Below are 13,781 nucleotides of genomic sequence, written 5' to 3'. Positions count from 1 at the left end.
CCGTGCCGAAGACCCTTGTGGTCACTGGGGTAGGCGGCGCCCCCGGGTTCGACCTCGCACGGAGCCTCCTGCGGCTGGGCTGCCGGGTCATCGCTGCGGACTCCGACCCATACGCGCCCGGCCTCCTGCTCCCCGAGATCACCTCACACCTCACCGTCCCGGCCGCCGACTCCGGCTACCGCTCCGGCATGCTCCGCCTGTGCGCCACTTTGCGGCCGGACGCCGTCCTGTCGACGGTGGAACAGGAGCTCCCCAAGCTCCTCACGCTCCGCCGGCCGCTCGCCGACCTTGGCGTGAGGACCTGGCTGCCCGAACGGCCCGCCATCACAGCCTGCACCGACAAAGCCCACTTCGCCACGGTGCTCACCGAGCACGGCATCCCCACCCCACGCACTGTCCTGGCGTATGAGCCCGACCGCGCGCCGGACGGGCCGCTCGTCATCAAGCCGCGGCATGGCCAAGGCGGGAAAGACGTGCACTTCTGCCGTACCCGGGAGCAGGCCCGCGTCCTGTGCCAGCTCGTCCCCAGGCCCATCATCCAGGAGCGCATCAGCGGCCGGGAGTTCACCGCCGACTGCCTCGTCGACCGAGCCGGCCGGGCCTCGGTGATCCTGCGCTACCGGCTCCTGGTCAAAGGCGGCCTCGCCGTTGTCTCCCGCACGTTCAACGACCCCGAGGTGCAGGAATGCGTCCGCGCGACCCTCGCCGCCATCGGCGTGACTGGGGCGTGCTGTGTACAGGGTTTCATCCGCCAGGACGGACCGACCCGCGTGGTGATCACCGAGGCCAATGCCCGTGTCGGCGGAGGCTTCCTCGCCGCCGAAGCGGCCGGCGCCGACTACGTCGGGCAACTCCTGCGCGGCCTCTTCCAGCAGGACATCGACCACGGCCAGCTCACCTACAAGCCGGACGTGTGCCTGACCAAGTACATCGAGACGCTGACGATCAGCGAGGGGAAGCAGCGATGACCACCGTGACCCGGGCGGGCGCCGGGCACAACGCGCGCCCGTACCTCTACGGCAGCGAGCAGACCGCGCTGGCCGCGGTCCTGCGCAGCGGCCAGTACAACCACAGCACGGTCACCGACGAGTTCGAAGCCAAGGTCGCCTGCCTCCTCGGCGTTCGGGAAACCGTCGCCGTCGCCTCGGGTACGGCCGCCCTGCACGTGGCCCTGCTCGCCGCTGGTGTCGGCCCCGGGCACGAGGTGGTGGTGCCGTCATTCACCTTCTGCGCGACCATCCAGGCGATCCTCGCGGTCGGAGCCCGGCCATCCTTCGTGGAGGTCAGCCCACGCACCGGCTGCGTCGAGAGCCCCGAGGTGCTGGATGCTCTCACCCCGGCCACCCGTGCCGTCCTTCCCGTGCTCTACGGCGGCCGCGCCGTCGACCTCTCCGACGCTCAGCCCACGCTGGACAAGCGAGGAATCTGCGTCATCGAGGACGCCGCGCACGCCTTTGGCTCCCGCAGCGGCCCCCGGCGCGTCGGCGCGACCGGCGCACTGACGTGCTTCTCCTTCGGCCCGATCAAAAACCTCACCTGCGGGCAAGGGGGCATGATCGTGCCACGCACTCCGCGGGAAGCAGACACCTGTCGCAGGCTGCGCGGCCTTGGCATCGCCGAGTCCCCAACCTGGCGAGCACAGGCGACCTCGTACACGGTCGATGGATTCGGACTACGCGTTCAGATGTCCGCTCTGAACGCAGCGGTGGGCCTCGCCCAGCTCGACCGTTTCCATGAGACCGAAGCGAAACGTAAGGCCCTCTGGCGGGCGTACGCCGCCGCGCTGCGGGACGTTGACGGCGTCGCCCTGGTCGATGTCGACGTGGACCGTTCCGTCCCGCACCTGTGTGCCGTGCGCATCCTGCGCAGCCGCGACCGGGTGTTTCACACGCTGCAAGAGCACGGCATCGGCGTCGGCACGCACTACCCGCCGAACCACACCCAGCCGGCGTTCGCCAAGTGGCACCGGTTCCTACCGATCACCGAGCAGATCGGCAGGGAGATCATGACCTTGCCCTTCCACCAGCACCTCACCGAGACCGATACAACCCACGTCACCGACGAACTCCGCCAGGCCCTCACCGCAGGAGGGGGCCGGTGAGCGCCGGGTGGCCGCGGCGCCTGCTGACGGTGTGCCTCGGCAACCACTGCCGCTCCCCGCTCGCAGCCGCCGTCCTCGCGAAGGTCGGCGGGCCAGCGGTCGAAATTCGATCGGCGGGCATCCGAGATAGGTGGGTCGGCAAGCCAGCACATCCGGCCATGGTGACCGCCGCGGCAGCACGCGGCTACGACCTCACCGCGCACCGCGGTGCGCACATCACCCATGACCTGCTGGAGTGGTCCGACCTTGTCCTCGCGATGGACACCAGCAATCTCACCGACCTGCGAAGCCTGACCGACGAGCGCACCGTCGCGAAACTCGCCCTCTATCTCGGCGACCGGGATGTCCCCGACCCGTGGGGGAAGCCCGAGGAGGCGTTCACTGCGGTCGTCGCCCTGATCGAGGACGGCGCCACCCAGCACCTCCCATAGGACCGCTCGCGCACCGGTCAGCCGGACGCTGCGGACAGCAGCACGTCTACCAGCCTGTCCGCGGCGTCCGGCCTCCCGTGCGCCCGCGCCCGCTCCGCCATTACGCTTCTGCGGGCAGGGTCGGTCAGCAGTGGCTCGACAGCATCGCGCAAGGAGTCGGCGGTAACGTCCCCGAGGAGGGCGACCGCGGCGCCGGCGTCCTCAAGATGCCTGGCGTTGTGAGCCTGTTCGTTGCCGGCCGAGGAGGTGAGCGGGATGAACACCGCCGGCTTGCCCAGGGCGGTGAGCTCCGCCAAGGTGCCGGCGCCGCTTCGGCAGACCACGACATCGGCGAGCGCCAGGACGTCGGGCAGCTCCGGACCGACGAACCCGGTCAGGTAGTACCGCCCAGCTAGATCAGCAGGCAGGGCCGTGGCATACTGCCGCAGCCCCTCAACATTGGCCGGCCCGCACTGGTGCACGACGTTCGCGCGCTCCAGCAGCCACGGCAGTAGCCCCCTCACCACGTCGTTGATCTGCTGAGCGCCCTGCGCGCCGCCAGTGACATAGAGGGTCGGCAAACGCCGGTCGAAAGCGTGCAACCCCAGCGCCGCGACCGCCTTGTCCGCGTGCCCAGACAACACCTCGGGCCGCACCGGGTTCCCCGTAACGACCGCAGCACCGCGCACCGCCTCCGGCAAGAGCGGCAGCGTCGACTCCGACGACACCGCGATCCGCGTTGCCGAGCTCGCCAACTTCCGGTTGGCCAGCCCCAGCCGCACGGTCTGCTCGTGCAGCACCAGCGGCCGACGGCACATGCGGGCCGCCAGCCCAGCCGGAACGGCAACATAGCCCCCCGTAGCAAGGACCACGTCCGGTCGGAAGTCGCCAACCACCTTCCGCGCCTGAGCGACGCCGAGTGGCACGCGGGCCATGTCCCGCACGTTCGCCGGCGAGACGAGCTTCAGCGGGTTGCTGGAACGGCGGATCTTCCCCGTGGCGACCGTGGTGAACGCGATGCCTTCAGCCGGGGCAACGCGAGCCTCCAGCCCGTCCGCCGTCCCGATCCAGAGCACGTCCAGCGTGCCGCCGACAGCCGTCAACCTGGCCTGCAGAGCTCGCACGGCGGTCAGCGCGGGATAGGTGTGGCCGCCGGTTCCTCCACCTGTGACGATCAGGCGAAGGGACCGCGGGAGCGTGTCACTGTTCACCGCGCAGACGCTACCGGCTTCGACAACGTCGGTCAGCGACTTCGATTCAGGAGGTTGACGGCTCGGCCGTCGCCTTCAAGAAGGCGACGGCCGATGCAGGACCGGCTATTGGGTGGTGCAGCCACCCTGCCCGGGCGTGCTGAGGCGGTGTTGCACCGCGCACCCGCGACCATGGCTTCAGCCTCGGCTCGCTCGGCCTGGACGGCGTAGTGCTCGACCGGCGGCCGGGGGCTGCACCTGGCCGTGCTGGTCGCCACCGCGCAGCGCGGCGAGGACCAGCCCGTGATGACCATCATCCAGAACGCTGCCGCACACGCCGCCGCCTACGGCGCGCCGCCCGGTCCGACGCTGGGGCGGCATGCAACTGCAATACGCGCTGCACTACCGCATGCCCCTACGACGAGCCCGCGCTGCGGCGGCTGTTCGAGGTGCACCGCGTCACTCCGCGGCTGCAGCGGCTGTTCACCGAGTGGTACCTGCCGCTGTGCGCGTGGCGCGAGCGCGCCGGCATCACCCCGGCCCGGCTCCCGGCGCTGCTGAAGTTCCTCCGCCGAGTCGACCTCGCCCGGCCCGCGACACCCGCGGACGAGGTCCTCGCCGAGCTGCAGCACAGTGCTGCGGCTGGCGACCGGCGATGGGTCATGGACGCCCGCGGCTGGCCCACGCCCTCGCTCACCGCACGGAAGTTGGTTCCGCAACGGAACCCCCGGAAGGAGAACGTGATGATGGATGACTGGCACTTGGTGAAGAAGCGCACCGCCGATCCGGCCGGCGGCGCGGTCTACGTCAACGATCACGGCACCCGCTACCGGCGTACCGGCGGAGAGGCACTCGCCGCGGAGGCCACGTATCAGCGCCACCTCGCCGAGCTCGGATACCCGGTCCCGCGCATCCTTCAGAGCGGCACCAGCGACGGCCACGTCTTCGTCGTGGAGGAATCCCTGGGCAAGCGCTCGCTCCACGACATGGCCCTGGAAAGCCTGGACGGCACACGTGCCCTGTCCGACACGGTGGTCGATCTGGCTGCCGAGGTCGGAGGCCGGCTGCTGCGGGCCCAGGCCGCACACGCGGTGCCCGCCCCTCTGCAGGCGCTGCGCGCCTGGGTGCACACCGCAGGGTGGACCGACAACGTCTTCGCCGAGAACCCCGACCTCGACAACCCCCGGGTGCGAGCGGCCGTGGACCGGGCGGTGGCCCAGCTCGCCGGAGTGCCCCTGGTGCCCGGCCATCTCGACTACGGCCTGCCCAACGTCCTCCCGGTCGGCATCATCGACTGGCAGCACCACGGCCTGGTACCGCTCGGCTACGACACCGCCCTGGCCCTGGAGATCATCCCCTTCAAGGGCGGCACCAAGGGCTACCTGGCCAGCCCCGAGCAGCGGCTCCGGTACCTGGAAGCGCTGAACAAGGTGGCCCGTACCACCACCGGACAGTGCCTCAGCCAGCATCTGGGCCCCTACCTCCTGGTCAAGGCGCTGTTCTTCCTCGCCCTGATGCGGCCCACCGACCCCGCGCGCACCGACAAGCACCTCAAGTGGCACTACCGCCGGCACCTATTTAAGGAGGTCCTGGAGCAGTATGAGCACCCCGGAGCAGTCGACACCGCCCGCTTCCCGGCCCTCGACGACTTCGCCGCTCGGCACGGCGCTCTTGGCTATCCGTGACCGCGACTACCTCCTCGACTGCTCCGGCGTCATCTTCAAGGTGATCGGCGACGTCCACCCTGGCTCGCACTGGCTGGGTTACGTGAAGTACTACCCGGACGAGGGCGGTGATCGGAGCTTGTTCGGCCGGATGTACCGGCAGAACAGCGTGGTCAGCAAGGCCTTTGGCATCCTGGCCGACCGGCCCGAGTGCTACGTCTACTCGCCCGCCATCGGCTGTGACATCACCGGCGTGCCCCGCGAGGACGTCATCACCCACTACTCCTGCCGCCGCGCCCTGACCGCTGCATCAGTCCCCGGAATTGCTGGGCGGCTCACTGGTCGGCAAAGACTTGGCCGCCATCATCGAATGGGTCGTGGATGCCGGCGCCGCGGAGGTCATCGGCGTCACTGGTTCGTTCGTGGTCGGGGTGTGCAACGCGCGCAGCGATATCGACCTGGTCTGCTACAGGCCCCGAGGCTACGAGGCCGCCCAGGCGTTGTTCGCCGAGCGGTCGTTGATCCGGCCTTACGAGGGAGAGTCCCTGACGCGGCTCTACGTCCGGCGGGCAAAGTACGTGGCCGGCAGCTCGTTCGACGCGCTGCTGCAGCAGGAGTCCCGCAAGTTTCAGGGCCTGACGGCCGGGGCTGGCGCGCATATCAACTGCGAGCCCTTAGGCGCTGACGGCGACCGGACCCTGGCTGGGGTGGTCTCCCGGGAGGTCGGCGCGATCAGCGTGCTGGCCCGGGTGACCGACCACAGCGAGGGCCTGGCGACGCCGGCCGTGTACGGGATCACGGTGGACACCGTCATCGGCTCCACCATCGACGAAGCGGCGACCTTCGCCTGGCGGATCACGCAGATGCGTTCGTACCTCGGCGCGTACACCGGCGCCTTCCGGGAAGGCGACCTCGTCTACCTCTCCGGCCGCCTGGTCCACCTCCACGGCCCGGGTGAGCGCAGCACCTTCGGCATCGAGCTGACGCCCTGGTCCGCCGCCGAGTCCTTCCTCGCCGACCTCGCCCACTGAGCAGCCCACCGACCACCAACCGGAGGATGCTCGTGACCTCCGATACTCAGGCGTTCGCTTCTGCGGCCGCCTACTACGCCCGCTACCGGCCGCAGTACCCCGCCGCCCTGTTCGCTCTGCTCGCTGACCGCTTCGAGCTCAACGACGCCCGAGCCCTGGACCTGGGGGGGGCGGACCGGGCACCGTCGCCCTGCCGCTCGCGGAGAAGGCTTGCGAGGTCTACACCGTCGACCCGGTTGCCGAGATGCTCGACCAAGTCGCCGGCGGGCCGCCGAACACGGCGTGCACAACATCCGCTGGCTCCAGGGCGACTCCACACTGCTGCGGCCCCTCGACCTTCCGCCGCTGGACCTGGTCGTCATGGCCAAGCCCTTCCACTGGATGAACCGCAACCAGGTGCTCGTCGACCTCGACGCACTCACCGCCCAGCAAGCCGGCGTGGTCATCATCTCCGCCGGCCCACCCGGCACCACGTCCCTGCCCGCATGGGCCCGCGTCATCGAAAACGTCCGCGCCGCCTATCTCGGGCGCGCCCGACGGGCCGGGCGTGGGATGTACCCGCAACCGCACCAGCCCTACCACGCCACCCTGGCCCGCTCACCCTTCAACGCCGTGACCCGTACCGCCTGGAACGAGCCGGTCCTGCGCACACTGGACGAGCTGATGGGCCTGCAGTTCAGCAACAGCTAAACCGCGCCCGTCATGCTCGGCGAGCGTCGGAAGGTATTCGAGCAAGACCTACGCCAAGCGCTGCTGGCGCACGATCCGACTGGTCGATACAGGGAGACGATCCGCACCGAGGCCCTGCTCGCGGTGCGCCCATAGCGGAGCTCACAGCGGCGGGGGAGACGTCACCGTGCCGTGTCCGGCGTGGCGCCCGACACTCCCCTGCAACACAGACGCTGAGCGCAGCACCATGGAGACATAGGCGTGCACGACCAGCACCAGGCCGGCGCAGCCGAACCGGCCCGGCTGCCGCTGACTGTCGCGCAGGCCCGCGCGATGACAGCCGGGCTGCGTGAGGCGATGGACGACGTCTGGCGCTCTGTCGCGGTGCTCGCCGCCCGGGTCCGTGACGCACACGGCGCCCGCGTCTGGTCGCCCCTGGGTATGGGCTCGTGGGAGGAATGCTGCGCACCCGCAGCAGCTGGTGGCCGGCGTCCGCCGAGATGCCCTCCTCAGGCGAGTTCGGGAGCGGCACTCTGAGTGCGCCGCTTGATGTTGACGGCGGCGCCGGTGTCAGCGTGCGTCGCATGCCCACAGCGGGTGCAGACGAACAGACTGCGGGTGCGGCGGCTCTTGGCATCCGTGTGCCCGCACCGATTGCAGGTCTGCGAGGTATACGCGGGGTTCACCACGCAGACGGTGGTGCCGTGCCAGGGCGCCTTGTACTCGATCTGACGACGGATCTCCCCGAAGCCGACGTCGAGAATTGCACGGTTCAGCCCGGTCTTGGCCGCTACGTTCCGCCCCGGCGCTTCCACGCTGCCTCGAGCGGACCTGGTCATGTTCCGCACCCGGAGATCCTCCAATGCGACCTGCGCGTATTGGGTCACCAGGCGCTTGGTCAGCAGATGCTGTGTGGACGAGCGGCGCGCGGCGACCAGGCCCTGCAGGCGAGCGACCTGGTCCCGTGCCTCCTTCAACCCCTGTGACTGCTGGTGAGCCGGCACGCCTTTTGCGTGACGCCGGGACATCCGCCGCTGCCACTTGCACAACTGCCGCCGCGCGTTGTCCAGATGACGTGGGTTCGCGAACAGCTGGACCTTGTCGTCGCCGACGGCCAACGGGTCCGACGTCGCAGCGAACACCGCCACGCCCAGGTCCACTCCCACCGTTCCCGACTCCCGCTGCCGCCGCGTCGCACGCACCGACGGCGGAGCGGGCAGACGGACGTTGAACGACACGAACCACCAGTGGCCCTCCCGCGCGAGAGTCACGGATTTCGTCTCCCCTCCCCGGGCCAGCAGCCGTGCCAAGCGCCGCGCCGGACGGTGCAGCCGACACCACGAAGGCCCGCTGCCCGTGTGGGTCACGCTCTGGTTGATCACGCGAAGCCGCAACCCAAGGATAGGGAGCGCGCAAATCCAAGGATAAATTTGTAGTAGTGTTTGGGGTGGAGGTGAAGCGTGCCGACCGAAGATGAGCTGTTCGCGTCCGTGGACGCGCTCCTGGAAGGCGAGCCGGACTTGCCGCCCCCGACAGAGCGGTCGCGGCTGCGTGAAGCGGCGAAGGTCACGCAGCCGCGGCTTGCACAGGTGCTGCAGACCTCGACGCAGACGGTGAAAAACTGGGAGGCGGGCCGTACGGAACCCCGGCCGCCGCGCCGTCAGGCGTACCAGCGGCTGCTGGACGGCTGGGCAGCGAAGTACCCGAAGCCCGCCGACGCCGAAGCCGAGGTGGCGCCGGCGCCGGGGACATTCACCGGCCCGGCCGAGCAGCCGCCGACCTCGGCCGTTCCCACTGCCGCGCCCGCTCCGGTGGCCGCACCGCTGCCCGAGCGCGCGCCGCGCCGGGCGTCGTCCCGACGCCCGGCGAAGAAGACCGCCGCCAAACCGGCCGTCGACGCGCAGTTCCCGCACGGGCCGCTGGCAGTCCTGGACGGTGACGGCAGTGCGTACTGCGTGGGCGGTCTGGTGCTGGATTGCCCAGCCAACACCCTTCCCACGCTGGTCGAATGGACCTTGACTGAAGCGAAGTTGGGCGCCCCGCGGCTCAACCGCAACGGGAAGGACGCCGACCCGCTGATCGTCATCACCGACGCGGCCGCCGAACGCCTCGGACTTCCGGCCGTCCTGGAGGACCGGCGCGGTCTGCGTCTGCCAGAGGACCACAAGGTGGTCAAGCAGCTCACCAAGGCCCAGTGGAAACTGACCAAGCGCGGATTCGGTCCGTGGGCCCGGGTCTACCGCCCCGCCGTGGGCGGCAAACGGCAATGCGTGCAGTTCGCGATCCTGCCCTGGGGCGCCCTCGATACCCGTTCCTGGGGGAACACCGACCAGCTGCCGCCGGCCGACATCGCCGCGGTGCTCGGCGCCTACGCGACCCGTGTCATCACCCCGCGCGGCTCGACCGCCGTATGCGGCCTGGAGCTGATGAGCGCGCTGCGCCCGCCGACCCGCCCGGTCAAGAACGAGACTGGCTCGTGGGTTTCCGGCCCGAACCCGGGCGCGCTGACCGAGCCGGTCGACCCCGCACCGCCGGAGGCGCCGGCCGAGCACCCGCTGGTCGCCGCCCTCTTCCCCCGCCACCACGTCCGCACGCCGGACCAGGTCATCGATGAGGAGGCGTACGACTGGTTCCGGTCGCTGACCGATGAGGAGTGCGCCCAGGGCTACACCCACGCGGTCGGCATCGACGTCAACATGGCCTTCGCCGCCGCCGCCAACCGCCTCGTCATCGGCACCGGACCCGCCACCCATGTGAAGAACCCAGCGTTCGATCCGAAGCTGCCCGGCTCCTGGCTGGTCGACCTCTCCCACATCGACCTCGACCCCCGTCTGCCCAGCCCGTTCACGCCGAAGGGCACCCGCCCGATGGGCCCGGCTTGGTACTCGACCTCGACCGTCGCCTACGCGGTGGAGCTCGGCCACGACGTGGCGCCGGCCGAGGCGTACGTCCGCTACGAGCACGCGGCCTACTTCGACGCCTGGTACAGCCACCTACGCGACGCCTACATGGCCACCATGGCCGACCTCGGCGTCGAAGCCGGCATGAGCGAGGAAGACTTCCTCACCGCGATGGCGCACCACAAGGACGTCGACCCCGGACAGGCCGCGGTGCTGTCGGCCATCAAATCGACGGTCAAGGGCGGCATCGGCAAGCTGCGCGAGCGCCCCCAGAGCATCAAGCACACGTTCGGGGAACGGTGGCCGGCCCTGGAACGCCCGACCTGGAGCCCCCACGCCAGGGCAGAGCTGATCGGCAAGGCGCGCACCAACCAGCACCGCAAGCTCATGGCATGGGCCCGCGTGGGCCTTTTCCCGGTGGCGATCCTGTCCGACTGCGCCGTCTACCTCTCCCACGGCTCCAGCCCGCTGGACTTCATGCCGCACACCCCCGACGGCAAGCCGCTGCCCGGCGGATTCCGCCTCGGCGTCAGCCCCGGCATGGTCAAGCACGAAGGCACCCGCGACTTTCTCTGGCTCGCCCAGACCATCGAGGACGACCAGATCAACCCCGCCCGCCACATCAAGGGCGACGACGCCCCCGACAGCGGAGAGTAGGAAGACGCGATGGGCATCATCGGCGACAGCCTCGACAAGGCCGCACAGAACACCGCCACCCGCCCCATCCCGAAGTCCGGGCCCACGCAGATGCGGTTCCTGGTCAAGCAGCACAAGGGCTCCACGAAGGCCGTGGCCGACTTGTTGGGCGTGTCCCAGCGCACGGTTGAGCGCTACCTCAAGGCGCAGATCAAGCGGCCTCGCAAGGACCTCGCCGCCCGCATAGAGCGCGAGGTCCGCAAGCGGTGGCAGCCCCGGGTACGCGAGCAGGCGAAGAAGCGGGCAGCCACCACCGGCGGCATCGTCATCGAAACCCGCGCCCGCTTCGGCTTCACCGCAGCCCCGGGCACCACCGATGACGGCCGTATTCGACTCATCACCCAGGCCCTGCCGCCCACATACGCGGCCCGGCTGTTCGACGCCCAGGCCGCCGGCGCCACCGAGCAGCAGCTGCAGAACATCGCCGCCGAGGGCCTGCAGGAGATCTACTTCAAAGACCGCGGCCGCCGCGCCGACGGGCTCCTGGTGGAGTTCACCGACATCGACTACGTCGAACTGGACTTCTGACTCGCCGCGGGGGAGATCCGTGCGCTCATGGTGTGGTCGGGTAGCCGGATCACACGTGGACAGCTGTGGCCCGGTGTACGACGCCCGTCCCAACGCCGTCCCCACGCACCCGGTCACGGCTCCACGGCGGGCGACTCCTAGAACCAGCCGTGGCCGGCCATGTAGTCCTTCGTCCACTCCATCAGCAGCCGGGCGCCTTCCTCAGCGCGTGTGGCGTCCCGCCCGCCGCCTTCGGCAAACCACCGCAGCAGTGCGCCGACGGCGGGCTTGTCAGCGCCGCAGGCCGCACAACTCCAGCTGTAAGCGCGGGCCCGGCCAGGACGGCGGGCTCTCCGGTCTGACCGCACCGGTGTGCCCGGCCCGTCCGTAGCCTGACCGTCGGCTGACCTTCCCCATGGCGTAGCAGCCCGGCAAGGCCAGGGATCGGCCGTACGGAGCAGCGCCGGGCTCAGCCTGCAGCCGACTGCCAGTGCCCGCTGCCACCCTGGGTTCTATGACCGCCACCGTGGACGCCGACCCGGATGCCCAGGCGTTGCTCCTGCCGGTCGCCCAGGTTCTATCAGAACGTGCTGCCAGGCTCCGCCGCTCGTTGCCCTCGCGTCCCGAGACGGCCATTGAGCGGTACGACTGGCTGCGCTCTCTCACCCTCGATCAGGCCCGCCGAGCGGCGCTCCTTGACCGCCTCGACGCGCTGTGCGGGCACCTCGCCGGACGCCCCGCCCTCGGATACTTCCGGGACGATCCGCTGCCGTCGGCCGCCCTTGAGGAAGCCGACGGATACAACGCACAGCTCAGCCGCCTCATCGCACGCTACCGGGCTGGACGAGCCAACAGCCCGGCGTAGGGCGGCCGGTGCGGGAGGGGCCGTCGGAGAACACCACCGCCTGGTTCCCAGTAGCGCCGTGGGCGGGTCTGCGCCCATCGGCCGGGTTCACCGCCGCCTGGTCCGTCCCGGCCTGGGCGTCGCGGGATGACAGCCGGGCGGTGTCCAGCACTCGACAGTCGGGTGTGGCAGCCGCGCAGCGCGTGCACATCTCCGCGATCCGCCACAATCTTCCGGCACGATCGGCATTCACCGTCAAGACCATTGGGCCGGCGCACCGCACCGACCCTGTCGCTGTGTGTACTTCGCCGTGCCGTCTGGCGGTGGGGTCGGGGGTGTGCCAGGTGCATTCGGCGGCGCGGCAGGCCACGCCTCGCCGCGCACCGGGGATGAACCCGCTCGGCCTCTGGGAACGGTCAGGCCCGGCGTGCCCTACTCACTCAACAGCAGTGACGAGCGTCACACGCTATGTGGAGAATTTCATTGTCGGTTCGGCCACCCGCCACGACCTAAGAGAGGAAGTCTTTAGAAACCTTCACGAGGAGCTTGTTCGTGTCCGGGACGTCTTCGACAGATAGTGCGCGTCCATCAGTTCGACTTGCCCTGTCTGCCCGACAGTTAGTCCGGCGTCTGTGGCCGGTGAGGGAGAAGCTGGCATCTGTGAAGTCGGCTCCGCAGGCCGTGCGCGATGAGCGGTTGCTGGACCGGCCACCATTGCCTGTGCGGCAGCCAGGCCAGAGTCTTCGGCGACTTGAAGGGACGCGCCCGCTGGTGACAGTGCGGGTGTTGCACCGTGCAGGGCCCGTACGGCGGCGCGGAGAGCCCAGGCCGCAGAGCGACCTTGCCACGCTGATCTTTCTGGGTCCGGACGAGATGGTGCCATTGACGGTGCATGGCGACGGAACTGTGAGTGCGCTGCCGTCGCTGCACAAGAGGTTGCCGACGTTCCTCCCACAGGTGGAACAAGAGGCCATGCATCCCTGGCTGCCTCCCAATGAGGTGGACCCACCGCCCACAGTGCGAGCGCTGGAGGCTCGGCGAGCAGCCTTGATGGGCCGCTCCGACCTGGTGGCATCGTCCGCATCTGAGGTCATGGGCCTGCGGAGCGGAGCTCGATGGCAGGAAGCGGTGTCGACGGCTTTGCTCAAGGACGAGACTGGCTGGAGCCCCTCGGCGAGGGGCTGAGGATCAAGTGGCTGGAGCCTCTTGCGGCAGAGGAGGGGCGGCTCAACGAAGCCTCTCTGGTACGGCTGCGCACGGACGCCTTCGCCGTACACCGGCAGCTGATCCCGCTCTGGCGCCGTCGCACCCGCCATGGGAGAGTCCTGCTGCTCAACACCCCGATCGGTGACGGCCTCACCCTGCAAGACGTCGCGACCGAATCTTCTGAACCGGCGGACGCTCTGGTGACCACTGAGCCGGAGGATGCTCGTCTGGGAAAGCTTGTCAGGGCGCTGCTGCCAGCGGAACGTGCTGTTGCCCTGGCCTGGGCCCGTCCGGGTGTGCGCACCTGGGCCGATGCTGCCCAGGAAGCCGGTGCCGATGAGCCGGCGCGCTTCGGAGAGCATGTCCGGCGCAAGGTCCGCCGGCTGGTGGCAGAGCAAGAGCGTCGCAATGCGCTCCTTTTCCGCGATGGCGAGGGGGTGTAAGAAGATGAGCATCTTGTCTGCTGCCCTTCCGGAGTTCCTCGGCGCTCTTGCCGCAGCCGCGGTGACTGCCTTCTGCTCGTGGGGCATACGGGCTCTCCGAGGGCAGCGTTTGCGTACCGA

13 protein-coding genes are annotated in these 13,781 nt (G+C 69.7%); 10 read left to right on the top strand and 3 right to left on the bottom strand.

Features of this window, described 5'->3' with window-relative positions; genetic code table 11:
- The first annotated feature begins 2 nt into the window (after window positions 1-2).
- From ACFWZH_RS33040 to ACFWZH_RS33030, 3 genes are read left to right on the top strand one after another with little or no spacing between them, the layout of a single operon-like run.
- A complete protein-coding gene (locus ACFWZH_RS33040; protein ID WP_384439770.1) occupies window positions 3-968 on the top strand; it encodes an ATP-grasp domain-containing protein in 966 nt (321 codons plus the stop codon).
- The gene (locus ACFWZH_RS33035) at window positions 965-2,101 is read left to right on the top strand and encodes a DegT/DnrJ/EryC1/StrS family aminotransferase (RefSeq protein WP_384439766.1); all 1,137 of its coding nucleotides are present in this window, start codon (window positions 965-967) and stop codon (window positions 2,099-2,101) included. The genes ACFWZH_RS33040 and ACFWZH_RS33035 overlap by 4 nt, the downstream gene beginning before the upstream one ends.
- Window positions 2,098-2,532: a low molecular weight protein-tyrosine-phosphatase gene (locus ACFWZH_RS33030; RefSeq protein ID WP_384439763.1), complete on the top strand. Its 435-nt coding sequence runs from the start codon at window positions 2,098-2,100 to the stop codon at window positions 2,530-2,532. Before ACFWZH_RS33035 ends, ACFWZH_RS33030 begins: the two co-directional genes overlap by 4 nt.
- A 17-nt stretch (window positions 2,533-2,549) precedes the next feature.
- On the opposite strand, the gene ACFWZH_RS33025 is transcribed toward ACFWZH_RS33030, so the two are convergent.
- Entirely contained in the window at window positions 2,550-3,722 is a 1,173-nt protein-coding gene (locus ACFWZH_RS33025) for a glycosyltransferase (protein WP_384439760.1), read from the bottom strand.
- A gap of 428 nt (window positions 3,723-4,150) precedes the next feature.
- Here ACFWZH_RS33025 and ACFWZH_RS33020 point away from each other — a divergent pair, with 428 nt between their 5' ends.
- The 3 genes from ACFWZH_RS33020 (at window position 4,151) to ACFWZH_RS33010 (ending at window position 7,086) form a co-directional block, all read left to right on the top strand.
- Window positions 4,151-5,386, top strand: coding sequence for a phosphotransferase (locus tag ACFWZH_RS33020; protein WP_384439757.1), 1,236 nt, complete (start codon window positions 4,151-4,153; stop codon window positions 5,384-5,386).
- A 332-nt stretch (window positions 5,387-5,718) separates the two neighbouring features.
- Window positions 5,719-6,396, top strand: a complete 678-nt coding sequence (locus ACFWZH_RS33015) for a hypothetical protein (RefSeq protein WP_384439754.1) — start codon at window positions 5,719-5,721, stop codon at window positions 6,394-6,396.
- A gap of 282 nt (window positions 6,397-6,678) precedes the next feature.
- On the top strand, window positions 6,679-7,086 hold the full coding sequence (locus tag ACFWZH_RS33010) for a hypothetical protein (RefSeq protein ID WP_384439752.1): 408 nt from the start codon (window positions 6,679-6,681) through the stop codon (window positions 7,084-7,086).
- A 488-nt stretch (window positions 7,087-7,574) separates the two neighbouring features.
- On the opposite strand, the gene ACFWZH_RS33005 is transcribed toward ACFWZH_RS33010, so the two are convergent.
- Window positions 7,575-8,447, bottom strand: coding sequence for an RNA-guided endonuclease InsQ/TnpB family protein (locus ACFWZH_RS33005; protein WP_384439749.1), 873 nt, complete (start codon window positions 8,445-8,447; stop codon window positions 7,575-7,577).
- Window positions 8,448-8,525: 78 nt separating this feature from the next.
- Here ACFWZH_RS33005 and tap point away from each other — a divergent pair, with 78 nt between their 5' ends.
- Complete coding sequence (gene tap, locus ACFWZH_RS33000; RefSeq protein ID WP_384439746.1) at window positions 8,526-10,622, top strand: telomere-associated protein Tap; 2,097 nt, start codon at window positions 8,526-8,528, stop codon at window positions 10,620-10,622.
- 9 nt (window positions 10,623-10,631) lie between these two features.
- Window positions 10,632-11,189, top strand: coding sequence for a telomere-protecting terminal protein Tpg (tpg, locus tag ACFWZH_RS32995; RefSeq protein ID WP_384439743.1), 558 nt, complete (start codon window positions 10,632-10,634; stop codon window positions 11,187-11,189).
- A gap of 137 nt (window positions 11,190-11,326) precedes the next feature.
- On the opposite strand, the gene ACFWZH_RS32990 is transcribed toward tpg, so the two are convergent.
- Entirely contained in the window at window positions 11,327-11,536 is a 210-nt protein-coding gene (locus tag ACFWZH_RS32990; protein WP_384439740.1) for a DUF6300 family protein, read from the bottom strand.
- Window positions 11,537-11,682: 146 nt separating this feature from the next.
- Between ACFWZH_RS32990 and ACFWZH_RS32985 the strand changes: the two genes are divergently transcribed.
- Both ACFWZH_RS32985 and ACFWZH_RS32980 read left to right on the top strand, forming a co-directional pair.
- The gene (locus tag ACFWZH_RS32985) at window positions 11,683-12,033 is read left to right on the top strand and encodes a hypothetical protein (RefSeq protein WP_384439737.1); all 351 of its coding nucleotides are present in this window, start codon (window positions 11,683-11,685) and stop codon (window positions 12,031-12,033) included.
- Window positions 12,034-13,127: 1,094 nt separating this feature from the next.
- A complete protein-coding gene (locus tag ACFWZH_RS32980; protein ID WP_384439734.1) occupies window positions 13,128-13,661 on the top strand; it encodes a hypothetical protein in 534 nt (177 codons plus the stop codon).
- Window positions 13,662-13,781 lie beyond the last annotated feature (120 nt).

Origin of the sequence: Streptomyces sp. NPDC059008 (genome assembly GCF_042749045.1) — a bacterium.
Taxonomy (GTDB): domain Bacteria; phylum Actinomycetota; class Actinomycetes; order Streptomycetales; family Streptomycetaceae; genus Streptomyces.
The sequence above is the reverse complement of the archived record's forward strand: the minus strand, read 5'-3'. Positions and strand labels throughout refer to the sequence as shown.

Excerpts from the sequence above, each read along its gene's own strand:
- ACFWZH_RS32980 (WP_384439734.1), top strand. The coding sequence starts at position 13,128 with ATGGCAGGAAGCGGTGTCGACGGCTTTGCTCAAGGACGAGACTGGCTG.
- tpg (WP_384439743.1), top strand. The coding sequence starts at position 10,632 with ATGGGCATCATCGGCGACAGCCTCGACAAGGCCGCACAGAACACCGCC.
- ACFWZH_RS33035 (WP_384439766.1), top strand. The coding sequence starts at position 965 with ATGACCACCGTGACCCGGGCGGGCGCCGGGCACAACGCGCGCCCGTAC.
- ACFWZH_RS32985 (WP_384439737.1), top strand. The coding sequence starts at position 11,683 with ATGACCGCCACCGTGGACGCCGACCCGGATGCCCAGGCGTTGCTCCTG.